The organism is Mesorhizobium sp. P160219 (genome assembly GCF_057786095.1).
Map to the genome: position 1 here is coordinate 2645416 of NZ_JBYNWG010000001.1, position 21202 is coordinate 2666617.

At 63.9% G+C, this 21202-nt stretch carries 18 protein-coding genes; 2 read left to right on the forward strand and 16 right to left on the reverse strand.

What is annotated here, in order from left to right:
- Positions 1-187: 187 nt before the first annotated feature.
- The 5 genes from AC3EMP_RS12650 to AC3EMP_RS12670 form a co-directional block, all read right to left on the reverse strand.
- Positions 188-1006, reverse strand: a complete 819-nt coding sequence (locus tag AC3EMP_RS12650) for an SDR family oxidoreductase (RefSeq protein ID WP_488494622.1) — start codon at positions 1004-1006, stop codon at positions 188-190.
- The gene (locus AC3EMP_RS12655) at positions 984-1748 is read right to left on the reverse strand and encodes an SDR family oxidoreductase (protein ID WP_023754060.1); all 765 of its coding nucleotides are present in this window, start codon (positions 1746-1748) and stop codon (positions 984-986) included. Before AC3EMP_RS12655 ends, AC3EMP_RS12650 begins: the two co-directional genes overlap by 23 nt.
- A gap of 105 nt (positions 1749-1853) precedes the next feature.
- Positions 1854-3362 carry a sugar ABC transporter ATP-binding protein gene (locus tag AC3EMP_RS12660; RefSeq protein WP_352597332.1) on the reverse strand — a complete coding sequence of 503 codons (1509 nt, stop codon included), beginning with the start codon at positions 3360-3362 and terminating at the stop codon, positions 1854-1856.
- A 29-nt stretch (positions 3363-3391) separates the two neighbouring features.
- Complete coding sequence (locus tag AC3EMP_RS12665; RefSeq protein ID WP_023668529.1) at positions 3392-4330, reverse strand: sugar ABC transporter substrate-binding protein; 939 nt, start codon at positions 4328-4330, stop codon at positions 3392-3394.
- Positions 4331-4459: 129 nt separating this feature from the next.
- Entirely contained in the window at positions 4460-5443 is a 984-nt protein-coding gene (locus AC3EMP_RS12670) for an ABC transporter permease (protein ID WP_050587411.1), read from the reverse strand.
- A 287-nt stretch (positions 5444-5730) separates the two neighbouring features.
- On the opposite strand from AC3EMP_RS12670, the gene AC3EMP_RS12675 reads away from it, so the two are divergent.
- Positions 5731-6693 (forward strand): sugar-binding transcriptional regulator, encoded by a 963-nt coding sequence (locus tag AC3EMP_RS12675; protein ID WP_023684411.1) that lies wholly within the window; start codon positions 5731-5733, stop codon positions 6691-6693.
- A gap of 16 nt (positions 6694-6709) precedes the next feature.
- Here the strand turns inward: AC3EMP_RS12675 and AC3EMP_RS12680 are convergent, their stop codons facing one another.
- From AC3EMP_RS12680 to AC3EMP_RS12715, 8 genes are all read right to left on the reverse strand, one after another.
- The gene (locus tag AC3EMP_RS12680; RefSeq protein WP_023701499.1) at positions 6710-7243 is read right to left on the reverse strand and encodes a hypothetical protein; all 534 of its coding nucleotides are present in this window, start codon (positions 7241-7243) and stop codon (positions 6710-6712) included.
- Positions 7244-7400: 157 nt separating this feature from the next.
- Positions 7401-8888: a xylulokinase gene (locus tag AC3EMP_RS12685; RefSeq protein WP_023701498.1), complete on the reverse strand. Its 1488-nt coding sequence runs from the start codon at positions 8886-8888 to the stop codon at positions 7401-7403.
- A 20-nt stretch (positions 8889-8908) separates the two neighbouring features.
- Positions 8909-10231 carry an NAD(P)H-dependent oxidoreductase gene (locus AC3EMP_RS12690; protein ID WP_023668524.1) on the reverse strand — a complete coding sequence of 441 codons (1323 nt, stop codon included), beginning with the start codon at positions 10229-10231 and terminating at the stop codon, positions 8909-8911.
- Between the two features lie 161 nt (positions 10232-10392).
- Positions 10393-11496, reverse strand: a complete 1104-nt coding sequence (locus tag AC3EMP_RS12695; protein WP_023687077.1) for a mandelate racemase/muconate lactonizing enzyme family protein — start codon at positions 11494-11496, stop codon at positions 10393-10395.
- Between the two features lie 17 nt (positions 11497-11513).
- Positions 11514-12221: a GntR family transcriptional regulator gene (locus AC3EMP_RS12700; RefSeq protein ID WP_023687078.1), complete on the reverse strand. Its 708-nt coding sequence runs from the start codon at positions 12219-12221 to the stop codon at positions 11514-11516.
- 180 nt (positions 12222-12401) lie between these two features.
- Entirely contained in the window at positions 12402-13556 is a 1155-nt protein-coding gene (locus tag AC3EMP_RS12705; protein ID WP_352711076.1) for an efflux RND transporter periplasmic adaptor subunit, read from the reverse strand.
- Between the two features lie 14 nt (positions 13557-13570).
- A complete protein-coding gene (locus AC3EMP_RS12710) occupies positions 13571-16759 on the reverse strand; it encodes an efflux RND transporter permease subunit (protein WP_352675658.1) in 3189 nt (1062 codons plus the stop codon).
- A complete protein-coding gene (locus tag AC3EMP_RS12715) occupies positions 16753-17013 on the reverse strand; it encodes a hypothetical protein (RefSeq protein WP_023704858.1) in 261 nt (86 codons plus the stop codon). Before AC3EMP_RS12715 ends, AC3EMP_RS12710 begins: the two co-directional genes overlap by 7 nt.
- Before the next feature lie 242 nt (positions 17014-17255).
- Here AC3EMP_RS12715 and AC3EMP_RS12720 point away from each other — a divergent pair, with 242 nt between their 5' ends.
- Positions 17256-17837, forward strand: a complete 582-nt coding sequence (locus AC3EMP_RS12720; RefSeq protein WP_023668517.1) for a TetR/AcrR family transcriptional regulator — start codon at positions 17256-17258, stop codon at positions 17835-17837.
- A 336-nt stretch (positions 17838-18173) separates the two neighbouring features.
- Here the strand turns inward: AC3EMP_RS12720 and AC3EMP_RS12725 are convergent, their stop codons facing one another.
- The 3 genes from AC3EMP_RS12725 to AC3EMP_RS12735 form a co-directional block, all read right to left on the reverse strand.
- Positions 18174-19196: a LacI family DNA-binding transcriptional regulator gene (locus AC3EMP_RS12725; RefSeq protein WP_023668516.1), complete on the reverse strand. Its 1023-nt coding sequence runs from the start codon at positions 19194-19196 to the stop codon at positions 18174-18176.
- A 136-nt stretch (positions 19197-19332) separates the two neighbouring features.
- Positions 19333-20127, reverse strand: coding sequence for an ATP-binding cassette domain-containing protein (locus AC3EMP_RS12730; RefSeq protein WP_023668515.1), 795 nt, complete (start codon positions 20125-20127; stop codon positions 19333-19335).
- A gap of 4 nt (positions 20128-20131) precedes the next feature.
- Positions 20132-21118 carry an ABC transporter permease gene (locus tag AC3EMP_RS12735; protein WP_352711079.1) on the reverse strand — a complete coding sequence of 329 codons (987 nt, stop codon included), beginning with the start codon at positions 21116-21118 and terminating at the stop codon, positions 20132-20134.
- Positions 21119-21202 lie beyond the last annotated feature (84 nt).

Genomic DNA, 21202 nt, shown 5'->3' on the forward strand with positions numbered 1-21202 from the left:
GCTCCAGCGGCGCTCTCAGACGTGCGAGCCATCAAGGTCCCATGGTCTCGGCCGGCGAGCCCCATCCCCGCCAAGGCCGTTTCATGAGATGAAATTATATATACCAACGTTCATGCGGCGCAACGGCTGATGCCCTGTGCACTGCGGAATTTCAGACTGGTCGATTGCCAACCGCCAGAGCTGACGTTCACGACATGATCAGGCCGCCATCGACATTGATGGTTTGGCCGGTGATGTAGGTGGCGTCGTCGCTGGCGAGAAAGCTGACCAGGCCGGACACGTCCTCGCCGCTGCCGGCGCGTCCCATCGGGATGTTCTTCACCCATTCGGCCATCAGCTCGCCGGGCTTGTAGTCACCCATCAGCTTGCCCCAGGCGGCGTCGTTGTAAGCCCACATGTCAGTGTCGATAATGCCGGGGCAAATCGCGTTGACGGTGATCTTTTCCTGGGCTACTTCCTTGGCCAGGCTCTGGGTGATGCCGACGACGCCGAACTTCGACGCCGCATAGTGCGGCGTGTAGATGAAACCCTGCCGCGCCTGGCCCGATGCCGTGTTGATCAGCCGGCCGCCATCGCCATGCTTGCGGATGCGCGCGATCGCTTCCTGGCAGCACAGGAACACGCCCTTGGTGTTCACTGCCAACACCTTGTCCCACTCGGCTTCGGTCATTGCCTCGATCCGGGCGATGGTGATGACGCCGGCATTCTGCACCGAAATGTCGACGCGGCCGAATTCCTTCTCGGCGAGGTCGTACAGCGCGGTGACCTCGTCCTTGTTGGTCACGTCCATGCGCATCGACGCGACCTGGGCGCCAGCCGCTTTGAGGCCGGCGGCGACCTCTTCGACGCGGGCATCGATCGCGCTGACCACGACCGCCGCACCTTCTTCGGCAAAGCGCTTCGCCATCGCCGCGCCGATGCCGCCGCTGGCTCCGGTGATCACAGCAGTCTTGCCTTCAAAACGCTTCTGCACTTTTCTTCTCCTACCAGCAGACAAAGCCGCCATCGACGATCAGGTCGATGCCGGTGACGTAACTCGCGGCGCGGCTGGCCAGGAACACGGTCGGGCCGACCATCTCTTCCGGCGTCGCCATGCGGCCCATTGGTGTGTCGCGCTCGAATATCTTGATCTGTTCCGCGACCTCAGGCCGTTTGTTCATCGGCGTCAGCGTGTAGCCGGGGCTCACCACATTGACGCGCAGGCCGCGATCGGCCCATTCCATGGCGAGGCTCTTCGACATATGGATGACGGCCGCCTTCGACGAATTGTAATGCGCCTGGGTCAGGCCGCGATTGACGATCGAACCCGACATGGAGGCGATGTTGATGATCGAGCCCTTGCGTCGTGAAAGCATGGCGCGCGCTTCGGCCTGGCAGGACAGGAACACGCCGCTGACATTGACGTCGTAGATTTTCTGCCACGTCTCCAGCGGCAGCGTCTCGGCCGGCTCGGCCCCGGCGATGCCGGCATTGTTGACGGCGATGGTCAACGCGCCGAGTTCGTTCTCGGTGCGCTCGATCGCTGACGCGAGATCGGCCTCCGACGTCACCGTGCCGGTCAGCACCAGCGCCTTGCGGCCAAGTGCCGAAATCTTGTGCGCCGTCTCGTCCAGCCCGCCCTTGGAGGTGTGGCCGAAACAGACGACATCGGCGCCGGCTTCGGCCAATCCAATGGCGATCGCTTGCCCGATGCCGCTGCCGGCGCCTGTTACCAGCGCTACGTCGCCGCTGAGATCGAATAGTTTCATGTTGTTCCCCCTCCTGAAATGAAGGGCGCCAGTCTTTGCTGGCGCCCCGCGCGGTCCGGTCCTTGGGAGGATACCACCTGCTGCGCTTTGTTCCGACTCCTGTCCTCAGCTCGTGGCAAGTTCCATCACCGCGACATTGCTCGCCTCGCTGCGGTCGAGAATGCCGCGCTGGCGGCCGCGGCTCAGCACCAGCACGCGGTGCGACAGGCCCAGCACCTCCTCGAGGTCGGAGCTGACCACTACCACCGCCATGCCGGAGCGGGCGAGGTCGGCAATGACGTCGTAGATTGCCGCACGCGCCCCGACATCGATGCCGCGCGTCGGCTCGTCGAGGATGAACACCTTCGGCGGCCGCGACACCCATTTGGCGATGATCACCTTCTGCTGGTTGCCGCCGGACAGTTTTGACACAGCCTGGTTCGGCTTGCCTTTGACGCCGAGCCTTGCGATGCCGGCCTCGGCGAATTTCTGCACCGCTTTCGGGAACACCCAGCCCTTCGGCGCGACATGGTCGAAATTGCCGAACGCCAGATTCTCGCCGATTGTCTGGTCGAGCACGACGCCTTGCGCCTTGCGGTCTTCCGGCACCAGCACGACGCCGGCCTTGATCGCCGCCGCCGGCCCGCTGAGATGCACCGGTTCGCCGGCAACACGCACCGAGCCGGACGAGATCGGATCGGCGCCGGCGATCGCCCGCACCAGTTCTGTGCGGCCGGCGCCGATCAACCCGGCAATGCCGACAATCTCGCCTGCTTTGACCGAGAAGGAGACGTTGTTGAAACTCTTCTCCGGCGAAGACAGGTTCTCGACCTCGAGCAGTGTTTCCTCGCGCGGCGGCGTCAGATGCGGGAACATCCGCTCGACCGAGCGGCCGACCATCTGCTCGACCACTGTGCGCACGGGAATATCGGCGCGCTCGTGGCGGGCGACGATGCGTCCGTCGCGCATCACAACCACGCGGTCGGCAATCTGCGCGATCTCGTCGAGACGATGGCTGATGTAGATGAAGGACATGCCCTCCGCCTTGAGCTTGCGGATCTGCTGGAACAAAAGCTCCGTTTCCTCGCCGCCGAGCGCTGCGGTGGGTTCGTCGAAGATCAGCAATTCGGCATTGAGCGTCAACGCCTTGGCGATCTCGACCTGTTGCTGGGCGGCGATGCGCAGTGTGCCCACCTTGCGCTCGGGCGAGACGTCGAGGCCAAGCCGCTTCAACTGCGCCGAGGCCTTGGCGTTCATCGCTGCGCGGTCGATGCGACCGCCGCGCATCGGCAGGCGCCCGACATAGACGTTTTCCGCCACCGACAGATCCGGCAGCAGCTTCAGTTCCTGATGGATCATGCCCACACCGGCATCGATTGCCGCGGCAGGCGAGGCGGGGGAATAGGGCTTCCCCCGCCAGATGATGGTGCCCGCGTCGGGCCGGGTCGAGCCGGCGATGATATTGGACACCGTCGACTTGCCGGCGCCGTTTTCGCCGAGCAGCGCCACAACCTCGCCCGGCCGCACCTCAAAGCTTGCATCGGCCAGGACCTGGACCGGTCCGTAGCTCTTGCAAAGGCCGTTGACGAAGAGCCCGTTGTGCGGGCTTTCGCTGTGGCGAGGATCAGGAGACATCGTGGCGCTCTCTTAAGCGGTGCCGGTCGTTACGGATGCTTGGCGATGAACTGCTCGACATTGTCCTTGGTGGTCAGCGTCGCATCCTGCAGCTGTTCGGCCGGAACGCTTTCGCCGGCCACCAGCTTGATCGCCGCATCGACGGCGAGCCGGCCCATGCCTTGCGTCTGCTGCGTCGCGGTGACGTCGAACACGCCGTCCTTCAGCGCCTTGAGTGCGGCCACGTCGCCATCGAAGCCGGCAACCCAGACCTTGTGGCCGGGATTGGCGACCTTGACCGCCTGTGCCGCACCCAGCGCCAGCGCATCGGCCTGGCCGATGACGATGGAGACATCGGGATGCGACTGCAGCAGGTCCTGCGTCAGCTTGAAGCCTTCGTCTTGGTGCCAGCCTTCGCTCCACAATTCGCCGACCACCTTGATATCGGGATAGGCCTTGAGCGCTTCGCCGCAGCCCTTCGAGCGATCCACTTCCGGCGTGGTGCCCTTCTGGCCGTGGATGATGATCAGTTCGCCTTTGCCGCCGGCCTGCTTGGCGATGTAGTCGCACACCGCCTGCGCCGAGGCGACGCTGTTGGTGGCGATGAAGGTGTCGCCGGGCGCGCCGTCGGCGTTGCGGTCGACATTGACCACCGGAATGCCGGCGGCCTTGGCGGTCTTGGTCGGCACGGTGGCGGCTGTGGCGCCGGCCGGAATGTAGATCAGCGCGTCGATGTTCTGCGTGATCAAATCCTGTACCTGGCTGACCTGCGTTGCCGAATCGCCCTTGGCGTCGACGGTGACGATCTCGATGCCCTTCTCCTTGCCGTAGGCTTCGACCGACTGCTTGATCTGGTTGAAGAAGTCGGCCTGCAAATTGGCCACGGCGAGGCCGAGTTTCTTGGCCTCCTTGGCCGAGGCCATGTCGGTCAGCCCGAGCATAGGAATGATGGCGGCAGCGGCGAGCAGCAGTGAACGTTTGGTCAGCATGTTTTTCCTCCGTTGATAGTCAAACTGTCCCGCCAGCGCATCGCGCCCCTTGGAACATCCCAGTTTCGGATCGACCGATCCGTCTATCGCCCGGACGTTCCGGGCGAATTCTCAATTGTGCCCCGCTCTCTATCGCGCCCTGCGCCGCCAGGTGTCGCTGGCGACGGCCAGCGCGATCACCACGCCGATCACCACCTGCTGGATGAAGGGCGAGACGCCGAGCAGATTGAGGCCGTTGCGCAGCACGCCGATGATGAGTACGCCGACCGCGGTGCCGCCGATCGAGCCGATGCCGCCCGACAGGCTGGCGCCGCCGATCACCACCGCCGCGATGGTGTCGAGCTCATAGCCGAGGCCGGAACTCGGCTGCACCGAATCCAGCCGCGCGGCGAGCACGATGCCGGCAAGACCCGCAAGTACGGCGCAGATGGCGTAGACCCAGTTGGTCAGCGACTTCACCGGAATGCCGGAGAGCCGCGCCACCTCGGCGCTGCCGCCGATGGCGTAAAGGCTGCGGCCGGTGGCGCGGTAGTTGAGGAAGATGGCGAAGACGATCGCCAGCACCATCATCACCCCGACTGTGACCGACAGGAAGCCGAAATGGCGGATGATCGACAGGCTGGTGAACCAGTCGGGAAAGCCGACAATCTGCGAGCCGTCGGTGATCATGTTGGCAAGGCCGCGCGCCACCGACATCATCGCCAGCGTCGCGATGAACGGCGGCAGCCGGGTGACGGTCACCAGCAGGCCGGACACCAGTCCGCAAAGGCCGGCGACGACCAGTGCTGCAACGACGCCGGCCGCAAGGCCGAGATTGAGATAGTCGGGATGGGAGACAAAGCCCATCACCATGGCGGCCAGCGCCAGCACCGAGCCGACCGAGAGATCGATGCCGCCGATCAGGATCACCAGCGTCATGCCGATTGCCATGATGCCGAGCACCGTGATCTGGTCGAGCACGTTGAGGATGTTGCGCACGGTGAGGAACGTGTCGGTGGTCAACGTCAGCGCCAGGCAAAGCAGCAGCAGCCCGATCAGCGGCCCCATGGTTCCGGCAAACAGCGCCGAAAGCTTCGCGGCCGTCGCACCTTGAGTGCCGGGCGCGGCTTTCAACTCGCCCGCCTTCGACTCGCTTGCATCATTGCTCACGGCCACTTCGTCTCCTCCGTCAGCGAAACGACGATGGCCTGCCGTCCGCTCTTGTTCACCAGGCACCTCCCTGTGAACAATTTATCTTTGATATGCAATTTTGTTCAGCTAAACTGTTCATTAGAAAATTGTCAAGAGCCGTTGCGCCATTCGGCGAAGGTTTGCGCCACCGGGCGGTTTGTCCTAGGGAAGGCCAGGGGGCGGCGCTTTGCGGAAAAGATTTCCGAAATCTGCCGCGGGAGAGCACGAGCATGGCGACCGTCGAAAATGAGAAGGCCTCGCGCTTCCCCGATGCCGAGCTGAAGGCCCGCGCTGCCTGGCATTACTATGTCGAGGGCCTAACGCAGGAGCGCATTTCCGAGATTCTTGGCGTCGGCCGCATCAAGGTGCACCGGATCCTGTCGGCTGCCCGCGAGGAAGGCATCGTGCAGTTCCGCATTCGCGACAGTGTCGTCGAATGTGTGCAGCTCGAGGAGAGCCTGAAGCAGCGCTTCGGGCTGAGCCAGGCGGTCGTGGTGCCGTCGGCCGCCGACCGCAGCAATGCGCCGCTGATGATCGGCCACGCGGCTGCCGCCTATCTCGCCGACAACGTCAATGCCGGCGACGTCATTGCGCTGGGCTGGGGTCGCACCCTGAAATTCGCCATCAACGAATTGCCGAGGCGGCCGATTGCCAGGACGACGGTCGTCTCGATGCTCGGCGGCCTCACCCACGCGCAGCCGCTCAACCCGACCGAAAGCGCCTGGGAGTTCGCCGAAAAGATCGGCGCTGAATGTTTCCTGCTGCCGGTGCCGGTCTATGCCGACAAGCCGGAACAGCGCGATGCCTTCATGAGCCAGCGCAGCGTTCAGGATGTGGTCTTCCGCGCGCGCCGCGCCAACATCGCCGTGCTCAGCGTCGGCTCGTTTTCCAAGGACAGCCCGATCGCCAATTACGGCTTCATCAAACCGAGCGAACTCGAGGAATTGCAGGCGGCCGGCGCGGTCGGCGACCTCTTGTGCCATTTCATCGACGCCGAGGGCCACTCTGTCGACCATGAGGTCAACCGCCGCGTCTGCGCCTATCCGCTGCAGGATCTGTCCGATATTCCGAGCATCATCCTGGTGTCAGGCGGTCAGGAGAAGGTCGCCGTCATGCGCGCCGCGCTCGCCAACACCAGGATTTCGGTGCTCATTACCGATGAGGATGCGGCCAAAGGCCTGCTCAACCGTTGAGCGCTGTCGGCGTCGGTCAGAATTCGCAGGGCTCCGGACGACTTTCGTCCGACCAGTCGGCCAGTGCGATCGGCACGAATTTTCCCGCGACCGGTTTGCCGTCGTCCAGGTCCTTTGAAGCGGTGCCTTTGCCGGTGAGAAAATTGATGTCGCAGCCGCCCAGCGTCGTCTCGACCGAGCCGTCGGCTTTCTGCACATTCCAGTCCCAGTCGCGACTGTAGCCGGCGACAAGGAATTTACCGCCGCGCCAGACGATGGTCAGCGTCGCATCCCATGATTTGTTGGCGCCGCAGCCGAAGCACGAGGTGACGACAAGCGATCCCTTGCCCTTGCTTTCGAGCCCGAGAATACGGTCCTGCGTCAGCGCCTTCTTGACGAAGTCAGGCTTGCGCGAAGGATCGAGCTTTCCTTCGCCGGCAGCCAGATAGATCGAGAGATCCGCCAGCCCGCTGTCGGAATCCGCCGCGATCGCGGCCCGATCCATCCTGCCGTCATTGTCCATGTCGAGCGTGACCTCGAAGGGCGGCTCGTCCTGCGCACGCGCCGTCATTGGAGCTGCCGCAAGCGCGACAATCCAAGGCAGGGCGGCAAGGTGAAATACTGCTTTCATGAGCCCGATGAGTCTAGCATTGGCCGGGCAGGACGCAAAATCGGCAAGCTGGGCAGGTTGGGCATGGGAGCCTCACGCAAGCAAACTGCGCTTGAACTCAGATCGCACCGAGCCGCGCGTGGATGTCGCGTGTCGCGTGATAGAGGTCGCGGTAGATCGACTTGCGCGCCCGGTAAGCCGGCACCAGCGTCATATCCGGATCGACACGCCTGGCCGGCGCCGCCGCCATTGCCTTGGCGGCGTCTTCCGCCGAGGCGAACCAGCCGATCGCCGAAGCCGCCAGCATGGCCGCGCCAAGGGCCGCCGCCTCGTTGACCGGCGACACGAACAGCGGCCGCTCCAGCACGCTGGCCATGATCTTCATCAGCAGCGCCGAATTGGTGCCGCCGCCGGCGGCAATCATCTCTCCCGGCTTGCCGCCGCTTTCGGCCTCCATCGCCTCGCTGGCGATGGCCTGCTCCAAAGCGATGCCTTCCAGCGTGGCGCGGAAGAGATGCCTGGGCTCATGGTCGAGCGACAGGCCAACAACGGCGCCGCGCGCCGCGCCATCCCAATAGGGGCTCATGACGCCGGCCCAATAGGGCATGACCAAAAGACCGTCGCCGCCGGCCGCAACATCGACCGCACCCTTCTCCAGTTCTGCCGCGGAAGACGCGCCGGTGGTGCGCACGATCCAGTCGACCAGTTGCATGCCCGAGCGCAGCACGGTTTCCAGCATGAAGCCGGAGCCGGTCGGCGAGACCAGCGTGCGAAACGCGTCCGATGTGGTGACCGTGCCGGAATAGCAGCCGCTGACGACGCCGGAGCCGAGCGAGAGATAGCTCCTGCCGGCACCATAGACGCCCATGCCGAGACCCATGGCCTGGCCATCGCCGGCGCCGGCGACAATTGGCGTGCCCGCTTTGAGGCCAGTCAGCTGGGCAATGCTTTCGGCAAGGCCGCCGCAGATTTCGCCTGGGCCGATCAGCGCCGGCAACTGCCGTGGCTGCAGCCCTGCAGCCGCGACAAGCTCAGGGTGCCATTCGCCTGTCGCGACATCGAGCAAGCCGAGCGGGTCGGCACTTGCCGTGCTGGTAACCAGCCGTGCGGTCAGCCGGTGAACGAAGAAGCCATGAACATCGACCAGGGCGGCGGCGTTGGCCAGCACCTGCGGCTGGTGTTCGGCCAGCCAGGCGATGGCATAGAGCGCCGGCGTCGGATCCGGCGGCTTGCCGCTCCAGTCGCGGATCGTCTCGCGGCCAAGCTCGGCCGACAGCCTGGCGACTTGAGGCCGGGCGCGCTCGTCAAGCCACAGGATCGCCGGGATGAGCGGCGTGCCGGCCTGATCGATCAGGGTGAAGGTCTCGCGCTGATGGGCCATGGCAATTGCCGCCACGCGCGCGGCGCCGACCTTGTCGGCAACCTGCTTCAGCGCACTGATAAGGGCTGCCCACCAATGTTCGGCATCCTGCTCGAAATGGCCGGGCTTAGGATTGGCCAGCGGATAGGCCTCGCGCGCCTGGAACAGCTCCGCGCCGTCGCCGGTGAAGGCGATCGCCTTCACCGCCGTCGTCGAGGCATCGATCCCGATAACGACATCGTCCATCACAGGGAGATCCCGAAGGTTCAGGCGGCGTTGGTCACAAACTGTCCATCCGACTGGTCTAGACGGCGGCGGATCTGCGTTATCACCATCGAATCGTCGGGTACACAATTTTCATAGGTAAGGAAGTCGCCGGTCTTGACCGGCTTGACCACCTTGGCGCGTTCGGCAATCCCGAGCGGCAGCGCGCCCTTGGCGCGGGCGTCCTCCCAGGTCATGGCGAAGCCGCGATAGTCGTTCTCGCCGATCATGCCGAGCGATTGGCCCGCGCCGAGATCGCTCTTGGCCACCGCCACCGCTTCGGCGACCGGATGGTCGAGGGGCTCCATGTCGGCGCGTTTGTAGACAACGGCGCGCGCCGCCGACAGTGGCACTTCAAGGCTTGTCAGGTGATAGGGACGGTAGATCGTGAAATAGGGGCCCTTGCCGACCTTGAGGTCGACCATGCGCTCCAGCACGCGCGGATGCCTCGTTTCGATGATGCAGAACACGCCGGGCGCCACGCCCTTGCCGATGGAATAGTCGACCACGCCCTTGCGGTGCAGCACGCCGCCATCCTCGCGCGGGCAAAGCACGCTGGCCAGTTCCTCCAGCGTCGCCGTCGGGCCGTGCATGCCCGGCACGTCGGGCACCAGCCCGGTGGCGTTGGCGATAGCCACCATCTCGATCGCCGTCTTGGAACCGTCGACGAACTCGACCAGCATGCGCGCATTCATGTTGCGCTCGGCCGCTTCCTTCTCGTAGTCGGCGGGCATGGCGTCGATCTTGAGCGGGTTGTTTTTGCCCTTGCCGGCGGCGATGATGTTGAAGCCGAGGCTCTTGGCGAAGCCGATGATCTCCAGCGTGCAGGCGGGTTCGTCGCCGGCCGCACCGGTGTAGACCACGCCGGCCTTGCGCGCTTCCTCCTTGAGGAAGCGGCCGATCGTAATGTCCGCCTCGACATTGAGCATGACGATGTGCTTGCCGTTCTTCATCACTTCGAGCGCAAACAGCGTGCCGATGTTGGGATTGCCTGTCGCGTCGATGATGACATCAATGCGGCCGGCCGCGGCCAGCGCATGCAGATCTTCGGTGACAGCGATCTTGCCGGCCTCGATGGCGCGGTCGATGGCAGAGGCGTTCGCAGCCTGGACGATGTCGGAGCGGTCATGGCCGGCGAGCAGTGCGGCATCGATCGCCGCTTGCGGGCGCACCTCGGAAATGGCACCGATCCGCATGCCCGGCATCAGCGCCACCTGGACGACGATGTCGGTGCCCATCTGCCCGGCGCCGGCGAGACCGATGGTGATGGGCCCTTGGGCTTCAGCGCGCTGCAGAAGTTCCGCTGCAAATTGCGGATGGGCCATATCGCTTCCTCCAGTCACGACGCGCCGCAGCGTCAAATCATCATTTTGAACATTCCTATTTCCATTTGAAAAATATTTCAACCCGCAAATCGGAGAATGGCTGCAGGACCAAATCTCCCACGGAGGATTCGTGGGGTGACAGCTTCATGCTGCGCTTGATCTCAGCCGATCTCTAGGAAAGGCTTGCCGAGCAGGTCGGGCACGACATCGATGCCGAGGCCGGGCCCGTCGGGAATGCCCATGTGGCTGCCGGTGACCGGTGGGGCGTTGGAGGCCGTGCGCACCGTCACCCACTCATGGAAGGCGATGGCATGCAGCCGGCGTTCTTCCGGCGTCGACAGCGACAGATGCGCCATCGCCGCCGTGTCGATCTCGGCGCCGCCCGTATCCTCGACGGTGATCATGAAACCGAGATCGACGGCGACGTCGCGGATTTGCCTTGTCCTGGTTACGCCGCCCAGCCGCGAAATCTTCAGCGTCAGCCCATCGGCGGCGCCCAGGCGATAGATTTCCACCATCGCCTCGAGCGAGATGACGCTCTCGTCCAGCACCATCGGCTTGTCGAGCATGCGGCGCACCGACATGTTCTCCTCGATCGTCGTGCAGGGCTGCTCGAACGTGTAGTCGATGCCGCGCGTTGCGTCGGCGAACTGCCGTGCCTGATAGGGCGTCCAGCCGGCATTGGCGTCGCAGAAAATCACCGTGCCTTTCGGCACGGCCGAAGCGACTGCGCTCACCCGCTCGATGTCGTCATGCACATTGCCGCCGACCTTGACCTGCAGCCGCCGGCAGCCTTCCGCGATAATCCTTTTGGCCAGTGCCGCCATCTGGTCGAGCGTGCCGTGGGTGACGACGCGGTAGGTCTCCGCCATGTCGCTCTCGCGGCCGCCAAGCATGGTCACCAGCGGCACGTCGGCGGCCCGGGCCGCCAGATCCCAGCAGGCCATGTCGAGCGCCGACTTGATGTAGGGATGGCCCTTGAACACCGTATCCATCAATCGGCCGATGCCGGCGAGGCCACGCGGGTCCTGGCCGATCAGGTGCGGCGCGATCTCGACCACGCCCGCGCGCGTTCCCGCCGGAAACGCGGCCGAATAGAAATTGCCGAGCGGCGCCATCTCGCCCCAGCCGGTCACGCCGCTGTCGGAGGTGATGGCGACGATCACCGCGTCGAAGCAGTCTGCAACCCGCCCCTTTGACATGCGGTAGGGCCCGTCCACGAAGGGCTGCACGACGCGATAGGCCTTGATGGTTTTGATCTGCACTTGTCTGTCCGTTGTCTCTAGGCGTTGAGGAGGGTCAGCCCTTCGATGTTCCGCTGATCGAGGCCACGCGCATAGGCAAGCAGCTCTTCGAAATCGAGGTCGATATGCTCGCGCGCATGGCGCTGGGCAGCGCGCATGTCGGCGCCCTTCAAGAGCCGCACATAGGTTTCGTGGAGATCTTCGGCCGGCACCGGCTCGTTGCGGGCCCGCTGGTGCAGGGCAAAGTACATCTGCAGCCGGCTGGTCAGCCGCTGCCAGGTTTCCAGCAGCACCGAATTGTCGGCCCATTCATAGATCAGCCCGTGCAATTGCAGTGCGGTCTCGATCTGGCGGGTGGTGTCGCGCGCGCGCGTTGCCTGCTTCACCGCTTCGTGGCGGCGGTCGAGTTCATCGAAGAAGCGCTGGTCGCGCAGCTTCCATGTCCGCTCGATGGCGAATTCATCGAGCACCTTGTTCAGCGAGTAGGCGTCGTCAATGTCCTTGGCGGTGACATCGATGACGAAGGTGCCGGCATAGGGAATGCTGGTCAGGATGCCTTCCTGCACCAGCTCGCGCATAGCTTCGCGCAAAGGCGCGCGGCTGACCCGCATCTGCTCGGCGATCCTCAGCTCGCTCAGCTTTTGGCCGGGTTCCAGCTGGCCGGTCAGGATCGCCCGCCGCAACAGCGCAACGATCTCGGCCCGGCGTGTCGTATCCGCGATCGGATTGAAGTCCAGCTTGGCCATTCCGTCACTCCAGCGAGAGCCGGAAACAGACAAGCAGATTGTCGACAATCCTACAATATGTCTGTTCCGGATTCTTGTGCCTTGCGGTTACCCCAAAAACGGCGTGCGGCGCTCCATAAAAAAACGGCGCCCTCGGCGTGGAAGCCGAAGGCGCCGCAGGACCGGGGCTGATGGGGGTTATCAGCTGGCCGGTTTCTCCTGGGGCAACGGCGAGATCGGCATTCCTGGTCCGATTTTCTGCAGATTGCCCGTTATCACCTGGTCGCCTTCGGCAACGCCGCTGAGGACCGCCACAAGGTCGCCGCTGGTCGCGCCAAGCGAGACGATGCGCTGGTCGACCGTGTTACCCTTGCCGACGACATAGACATATTTGCCGAGCTGGCTCGAACCCAGCGCCACCTGCGGCACCATCAGCGCGTCGGGCAGCTGCTTGATGTGCAGCCGCACGCGGACATACTGGCCCGGCAGCAGCGAGAACTTCGCATTGCCGATGGTGGCGCGCGCCGTAATCGTGCCGGTCGAGTGGTCGACCGTGTTGTCGATGAAGGTGAGTTCGCCCTTCTGGCTGGCTTCGGTCTCGCCGGGCAGCAGCACCTCCACCTCGATCGGGCCGGCGGCCCGGGCCCGTTCGATTTCGGCCAGGTCCGTCTCGCTCGGATTGAAGGTGACGTAGATCGGGTCGAGCTGCACCAGCGTGTTCAGCACCGTACCGGCGACGCTGACCAGCGTGCCGACCGAAGCCTGGTTGCGGCCGACGCGGCCGGCAAACGGAGCGTGGATTTCGGCGTAGCTCAAATTGAGCTCGGCCGTGCGCACCGCCGCCTGGTTGACGGCAAGCGACGCTTCGGCCTGGCGCAAGGTGCTCGTACGCTGGTCGAACCCATCCTTGGCCAGATAGCCGCTCTTGGCGAGTTCGGAGCCGCGGCCGAGATTGGAGCGCGCATAGTCGAGGCTCGCCTGGTCGCGCTGCACTTCGGCCTTGGCCTGGTCGAGAGCCGCCTTGAAGTCGTCGGGCGAGATCTTGTAGAGCAGATCACCCTGGCGCACATCCGCGCCGTCCTCAGCCGTCTGCTCCTGCAGATAGCCGGGCACGCGGGCCTGCAAGGTGACGCTGCGGATCGCCTCGATGCGGGCGGCGTAGTCGAGGTAGATCGGGATCGTCTTCTTGACCACGCTCGTCACCGGCACCGGCATGACGAATGCCGCAGGTGCTGCCGTCGCTGCCGCCGTGCCGGCATTGAGGCTGAGATTGCCCTTGTCGAGGAAGTGGACGCTTGCCACCGAGATCGCTCCCAGGGCGACGGCCGTTCCCAAAGCTATTTTCCATTTACGCATTTTGGTCTCCAATTCTATTCGGCTGCTTCGGCCAGGCGCATCGGCGCTGGTTCGGCAGTCGGTTCATTATTGTCCTGGTCATGAGCGGCGTTCAGTTCGCTGCGCACGCGGCCTTCGCGCAGCTGCTCGATGACCGCGTAGAAGACCGGCACGAACACCAGCGACAGGATGGTCGCCGCGACCATGCCGCCAAACACGGTGGTGCCGATCGACTGCCGGCTTGCCGCACCCGCACCCGTCGCAAACATCAGCGGCAGCACGCCGAGGATGAAGGCGAAGGCCGTCATCAGGATCGGCCGCAGCCTCAGCCGCGCGGCTTCCATCGCCGCGTCGACAATGCTCAAGCCTTCCTCGCGCCGCCGCCTTGCAAACTCGACGATCAGGATCGCGTTCTTGGCGGCGAGGCCGATCAGCATGACGAAGCCGATCTGCGAGTAGACGTCGATCTGCATGCCGCGCAGGAACAGGGCTGCGAAGGCGCCGAACAGGGCCAGTGGCACCGCCAGCAGCACCATGAACGGCATCGCCCAGCTCTCATACTGCATCGCCAGGATCAGGAAGACGAAGACGATGGCGAGGCCGAAGACGACCGACGCGATCGATCCTGCCTTGAGCTCCTGGAAGGTGATGCCGGTCCATTCGAAACCGAAATCCCTGGGCAAAGCGGTGGCGGCGGCCCGTTCCATCGCGGCAACCGCCTGGCCCGACGAGAAGCCGGGGGCTGCGCCGCCATTGATCGTGGCCGAGGCGTTGTTGTTGTAGTGCGGCACGGTTTCCGGGCCGACGAACGGCACCAGTTTGCCCAGTGTGCTCAGCGGCACCATGCCGCCGGAGGCGTTGCGCACATAGAGTCGCGAAAGGTCGCCTGCGTCGGCACGTGCATCCTTGTCGGCCTGGATGGTCACCCGGAAGGTGCGGCCGAACAGATTGAAGTCGTTGACGTAGAGCGAGCCGAGATAGATCTGCAGCGTGTTGAAGACGTCGGGCAGGTTGAGGCCGAGCAGTTTGGCCTTGCTGCGGTCGAGGTCGTAGTTGAACTGCGGCGTCGAGGTCGAGAACGGCGAGAACAGCTGCTGCGGATTGATTTCCGGCTGCTTGCGCGCCTCGGCGATCACGGCTTGCGTCGCGTCGTTGAGAGCTGAACTGCCGCGCCCGGTGAGATCCTCGACGACGAATTCGAAGCCGCCCGTGGTGCCGATACCCGGGATCGAAGGCGGATCGAAGGACAGCGCGAAGGCTTCCGGAATCTGCATCAGCTTGCCGCGCACGTCGGCGACGAGCTTCGACGCGCTCTGGTCGGGGCCGCGCTCTTCCCACGGCTTCAGGATGGCGAACTCGACAGCCGAGTTCGACTGCGCCGCACTGGTCAGGAAGTTCAGACCGCTGATCGAGCCGACAATCTCGACGCCGGGCGTAGCTTGGAGGATGTCGCGCGCCTTCTGGGCTACCGCGTCGGTGCGCTCCAGCGAGGCGCCGTCAGGCAGCTGGATAACAACGAAGAAATAGCCCTGGTCCTCGACCGGAAGGAAGGTCGAGGGCAACTTCTGCCAGACGAAGTAGGTGGCCACCAGGCCGGCCGCGAACAAGCCGAGCATGATCCAGCGCAGCCGGATGAGGATACGCACGCCGTGCGCATAGGCATACGACAGTCTGTCGAAGCCCGTGTTGAACCAGCGGAACGGGGCGAACTGCGTCTCGCCGCGATGGCGCAGGAAGGCGGCGCTCAGCGCCGGGCTGAGCGTCAGCGAGTTGAAGGCGGATATGCCGACCGAAATCGCCACCGTCAGCGCGAACTGATTGTAGAGCTTGCCGGAGACGCCGGGAATGAAGGCAACGGGCACGAAGACGGCCATCAGCACTGCGGTGGTGGCGATGATCGGTCCGGTGACCTCGGCCATCGCGGCCTTGGTCGCCGCCAGCGGTTTGAGGCCCGCCTCCAATTGTCGCTCGACATTTTCGACCACCACGATGGCGTCGTCGACGACGAGGCCGATGGCCAGCACCATGCCGAGCAGGGAGAGCATGTTGAGCGAGAAGCCCATCATTTCCATGACGACCATCGTCGCCACCAGCGACACCGGAATGGCGATGGTCGGGATGATCGTCGTGCGCCAGCTCTGCAGGAAGATGAACACCACGGCCACGACCAGAACCAGCGCTTCACCGAGCGTGATCAGCACGTCATGCATCGATGCCGACACGAAGCGCGTGGTGTCGTAGTGCATGGCGTAGCTGACGCCCTTGGGAAAACGGGCCGACAGTTCCTGCATCTTGTCCTTGACGTGCTGCTGCAGATCGAGCGCGTTGGAACCGGGCATCTGGTAGACGGCCAGCACCACCGTCGGGTCCTTGCCGAAGAAGGCCGACGACGAATATTGCAGCGCGCCGAGTTCGATGCGGGCGACGTCGCGGAGCCGCACCAGCGAGCCGGTGCCGGTGTTGGCGCGCACGACGATGTCGCCGAACTCCTTGGGGTCGCTCAGGCGGCCGACGGCGTTGACCTGCATCTCGAAGGCGGTGCCGGCGGGCGCCGGCGACTGGCCGATCTTGCCGGCGGCCACCTGGACGTTCTGTTCCGAGATGGCATTCTGGACGTCGACGGCGGTGATGCCAAGATTGGCGAGCTTGTCCGGGTCGAGCCAGACGCGCATCGAATAGCGGCGCTCGCCGAATATCTGCACGTCGCCGACGCCAGGCAGCCGCTTCAGCGGATCGACGACCTGCAGATAGGCGAGGTTGCTCAGCGCCACCGGATCGACCGAACTGTCGGGCGAGGTCAGGTTGACGATGAGGACGAAATTCGGGTTCTGCTTCTTGATCGTCACGCCGCCCTGGTTGACGATCGCCGGCAGCGACGAGGCCGCTTGCGAGACGCGGTTCTGGACGTCGACGGCCGCGGTGCTCAAGGAATAGCCGACATCGAAGGTGATGGTGATGGTCGAGGAGCCGTCATTGGAGCTCGACGACGACATGTAAGTCATGCCTTCGACGCCGTTGATCTGCTGTTCCAGCGGCGTCGTCACCGTATCGGCGACCACTTGCGCGCTGGCGCCCGGATAATGCGCGCTGACCACGACCTGCGGCGGCGTGATGTCGGGAAACTGCGAAACCGGCAAAAGGAAATAACAAATCGTCCCGGCGAGCACCATGATGATGGCGATGGCCGAGGCGAAGATCGGACGATGGATGAAATAATTTACCACGACACGCAAACCTCTTTAGAAGAACCGGCCTCTTTAAAAGAATGGGCAGACCGGGACAGCCGCCTGCCGCGCACCGAACCCGGGTCCTGCAAAAAATACGAAGACGGCGCCGCGCCGCTGAGGCCCTGCTCATCGGCAACGGTCCTCAGCATCGCTTCGAAGGCGCGCGGGTTGACGCGGTCCGCTTTCATCACCAGCCGGATCATCGGATCCCGGATGGCTTCATCGATGGTCAAATCCTTGCGCTGCGACATTGGAGCGTCTCCATTCCAGCGGCCCGCATCGGATGATCGCGAACCGGTTTTCATCTCTTCACCGGCCGGAGCCGCATGACCTGCAATTTTCACCCTTTGTGATCTGGCAGGACCAGTTCACGGCCTTGTTATTGACGGAAGGCCACATAGGTGTTACCAGTAAGTAACATTCGGATAGTTACAGACCGGTAACACCCTAGTCAAGAGGTGAACCGAATTTTTAGGGAGACAAGGAGACTGCGATGGCAGACGGCATTACCGATCGTGTGCGCCCCCGGGATCGAATCCTGGAGACGGCGCAGGACATGTTTCACAAGCATGGCATCAAGGGCGTCGGTGTCGACGCCATCACGGAAGCCGCCGGCACCAACAAGATGACGCTCTACCGTCATTTTGAGTCCAAGGACGAACTGATCGTCCAGTGCCTGCGCGCGTCGGCGGCTAAAGGCGCCGCGATGTGGGACCAATTCGAGGCTGAGCATCCCGGCGACAAGCTCGCCCAGTTGCATGCCTGGATTCGCATGGCCGCTGCTTGCCTGGCGGCTGACGGTCGCGGCTGCGACATGGCCAATGCCGCCGCCGAATTGACCGAGCCGGACCATCCCGCCAGGAGCGTGATCAAGGAGCTCAAGAGCGCTCAGCGCGATCGCCTCGTTGCGCTGTGCCGGGATGCGGGCATCGGTCAGGCCGAGCTTCTGGCCGATACGCTGTCGCTGCTGTTCGAAGGGGCGCGCGTCAGCGTGCAGACCATGGGCTGCCAAGGCCCCAGCACGCAGTTCGTGCGCATGGCTGAAGGCCTGATCAGCTCTTTCAGGGCGCGCTGAATTCCAGCTTTCGGAGTTGAGGAGTCCCCATCATCCGGCGGGGCTTTTGGCTATTCTCCGAACTTGCCCGTCAACTCTAATTTAGATTCATTTGAGAATGAAAAAAGCCCGCTGCCGGGAGGAGGTGGCAGCGGGCTCGATTTCGAACGAGATGCGGGAGGAGGTGCACCGCGCTCAGCGTCGGCATCGCATCTGGGAGGAGTAGATGGCCGACACCCAGATGAGTAAGGGTTGCCCAATGATTCGGCAACAATGAAAGTTGCATGGCTGCTGTGCAGATTTGCGGCATCTACCCCGACTTGTCGTACAAATCGGAGAAACCGCCACGGCGCGACTTCACTGCACCGGCACGTTTTCCTTGAAGATCAGCCGTGGCTCGATGAACTTCTTCGTCAGGTATGGCGCGGCGGATGCGATCGAGCCAAGCAGGCGGATCACAGATTGCTCCGCGATCAGCCGCGCATTCTGGTCGATGACGACATCGGCGAGGTCGTCGACGAGATAGCCGCGCGTTTCCTTGGTCAGGTCGTGGCAGATGAAGACCGGCTTCTTCTTTGGCTTGGCCTCGAGCAGCGCTCTCGCCACCCCTGAGCGCCCGGCGCCGACGCAATAGATGCCGAGCAGTTCCGGCTCGTTGTGCAGCGCCTGCATCGTTGCTGTGTAGCTGCCTTCGGGTTCGTCATTGATCTCGACCGCACTCGAGACGGTGAGATTGGGGAATTCCTCTGTCAGTACCGACCGAAAACCCATTTCGCGCTCCTCGTGCCCGCGATAGGAACGCGAGCCGACGACCATCGCCAGATGACCCTGGCGGCCGTTGAGGAAGCGCCCCATCAACAGCGCCGCCGTGCGTCCGGCAACCCGGTTGTCGATGCCGACATAGGCCGAACGCGGGGCGGCTGGAACGTCGGAGACCAGCGTGACAAGGCGGATGCCGGCCTCGACCACGTCACGCAATATGTTGCGCGTTCGCGGATGATCGACGGCAATGACGCCGACGCCATTGGCCTTCAGCGACAGATTTTCAACCGCCGCCTGCAGCGCTGCCGGTGAGATGCCGCCGAGATTGTGGATCCGGCACGAGGCGACCAGCGGCAGGCGCCCCGCATAGTCCTCGATGTGCCCGGCGAGGTCGATCATGAAACCGTTGGCGCCGATCGGCAGGAAGAATTCAAGATGCGCCGGCCGCGACGGCAGCGTCACCTGATCGACCACCGGCAAATAGCCGAGCTGCTTGGCCGCCTCCATCACCCGTTGGCGGTTGGCGGCGCTCGCGCCGGCCCGGTTGTTCAGAACCCGGTCGACGGTCGCAGTCGACAGGCCGCAGCTCCTGGCTATGTCGGCAACGGTGGCTTTCATGGCTGTAGTCATAGAGCATGATCCCGAAAAGTGGGAACCGGTTTTCTCGGACAAACGGGAACCGTTTTGTCAAAAGGTCATGCTCTACAACGAGTTAGAGCGGATGCGTTTCCGTGCCAGACGGCGCGAAGACGGTTCAGCCGTGCGATGGCCCGCCTTCGATGATGGCGTCGCGGATCTCCTTGTCCGACATCCCGGTGATGATGCGTTCGACCTCGGCCACGCTGGTCTTCTTCGGGTCGATGTCGTCGGCCACCACCTTGCCCCGGCGCATGACGACGATGCGGTCAACCACCTGGAAGACATGGTGGATGTTGTGGGCGATGAAGATGCAGGAATGCCCGGAATCGCGCGCGTTGCGCACGAAGCTCAGCACGCCTTGCGTCTCGGCGACGCCGAGATTGTTGGTCGGCTCGTCGAGGATGATCAGGTCGCTGTCGAAGTGCATGGCGCGCGCGATGGCGACGGCCTGCCGCTCGCCGCCGGACAGGGAGCCGATCGGCGTCGTCGGCGGGATGTTCTTGGAGATGCCGACCTGTTTCAACAGGTCGCGGGCGACATTGTTCATCGCCTCCTGGTCCATGCGGTTCAAAAAGCGCGGCGGTTTGATCGGCTCGCGGCCGAGGAACAGGTTGCGCGCGATCGACAGCTGCGTCACCAGTGCCGAATCCTGGTAGATCGTCTCGATGCCGTGCGCGATGGCGTCGCTGGTGCTGCGCAGATTGACCTTCTTGCCGCGGATGAAAATGTCGCCGCTGGTCAGCGGCACCGCCCCCGACAACACCTTGATCAGCGTCGATTTGCCGGCGCCATTGTCGCCGAGCAGGCCGACGATCTCCCTTTCGTTGACATGAAAATTGGCGTCTTCGAGCGCCTGCACGCGCCCGTAGGACTTTTTGATGTTGGACATGCGGATGAGCGGTTCAGCCATGGTTCTAGGTCCCTGCCTGATGCCGGCGTTCCAGCCATGAGTGCAGCGCCATCATGCCGAGGATGATGGCGCCGATGAAGATGTTGTAGGCCAGCCCGGGCACGCCGATCAGCACGATGCCGTTGCGCATGACGCGCAGGATGAGGATGCCGAGCACGGTGCCGATGATGGTGCCGCGCCCACCGGTCAGCGCCGTGCCGCCGATCACCACCATGGCGATGACTTCGAGCTCGTAGCCGGTGCCGCTGTTGGGGTTGGCGGCCGACGTGCGCAGCGACGAGATGACGCCGGCAAGCGAAGCCATCACCGACGACAGCACGAACAGGCCGATCTTGACGCCGCTGACGTTGACGCCGCGCGCCCTTGCGGCGCCTGGATTGCCGCCGGCTGCCTGGATCCAGTTGCCGGTCCGGCTTTGCGTCAGCACGTAGCCCAGCGCGATGGCCGCCGCGATGAACCAGAAGAGCGACATGTAGATGCGGAACGGGCCGATGAAGAAATCACCGACCAGCGCTTCGGCCAGCCAGCTGCGCTCGGCGCTCCACGTCCGCTGCGGAAAGCCGTCGGTGACGAACAGCGCGGTGCCGCGCACCACCAGCAGCATGCCGAGCGTCACCAGGAAGGATGGGATTTTCAGCTGCGTGACGAACCAGCCATTGACCAGGCCGATGAAGGCCGCGATCAGCAGCGCGGCGAGGAAGCCGACCTCCAGCGAGGTCAGGCCGCTGTTGAACAGCGTCCACATCAGCACCGGCGAAAAGCCGAACAGCGAGCCGACCGACAGATCGAATTCACCCGACGTCATCAACAGCGTCATCGCCAGCGCGATCAGCCCGAGCTCGACGGTGAAGGCCAGCGTGTTGGAGATGTTCTGCGGCGACAGGAAATCGTGGTTGATGCTCCAGAACACCGCGATTTCGACGATGAGCAGAACGAAGGGCCCGAATTCCGGCCTCGCGATCAGGCGTTGGATGAGCGAACGGTTTTCCACTGATAACCTGCGACAGGAAGGGGAAGGCTGAGCCCAGCGCGCAACGCGAAGGGCTCGGCTAAAAGACAGTCGCGACCGCGGCTG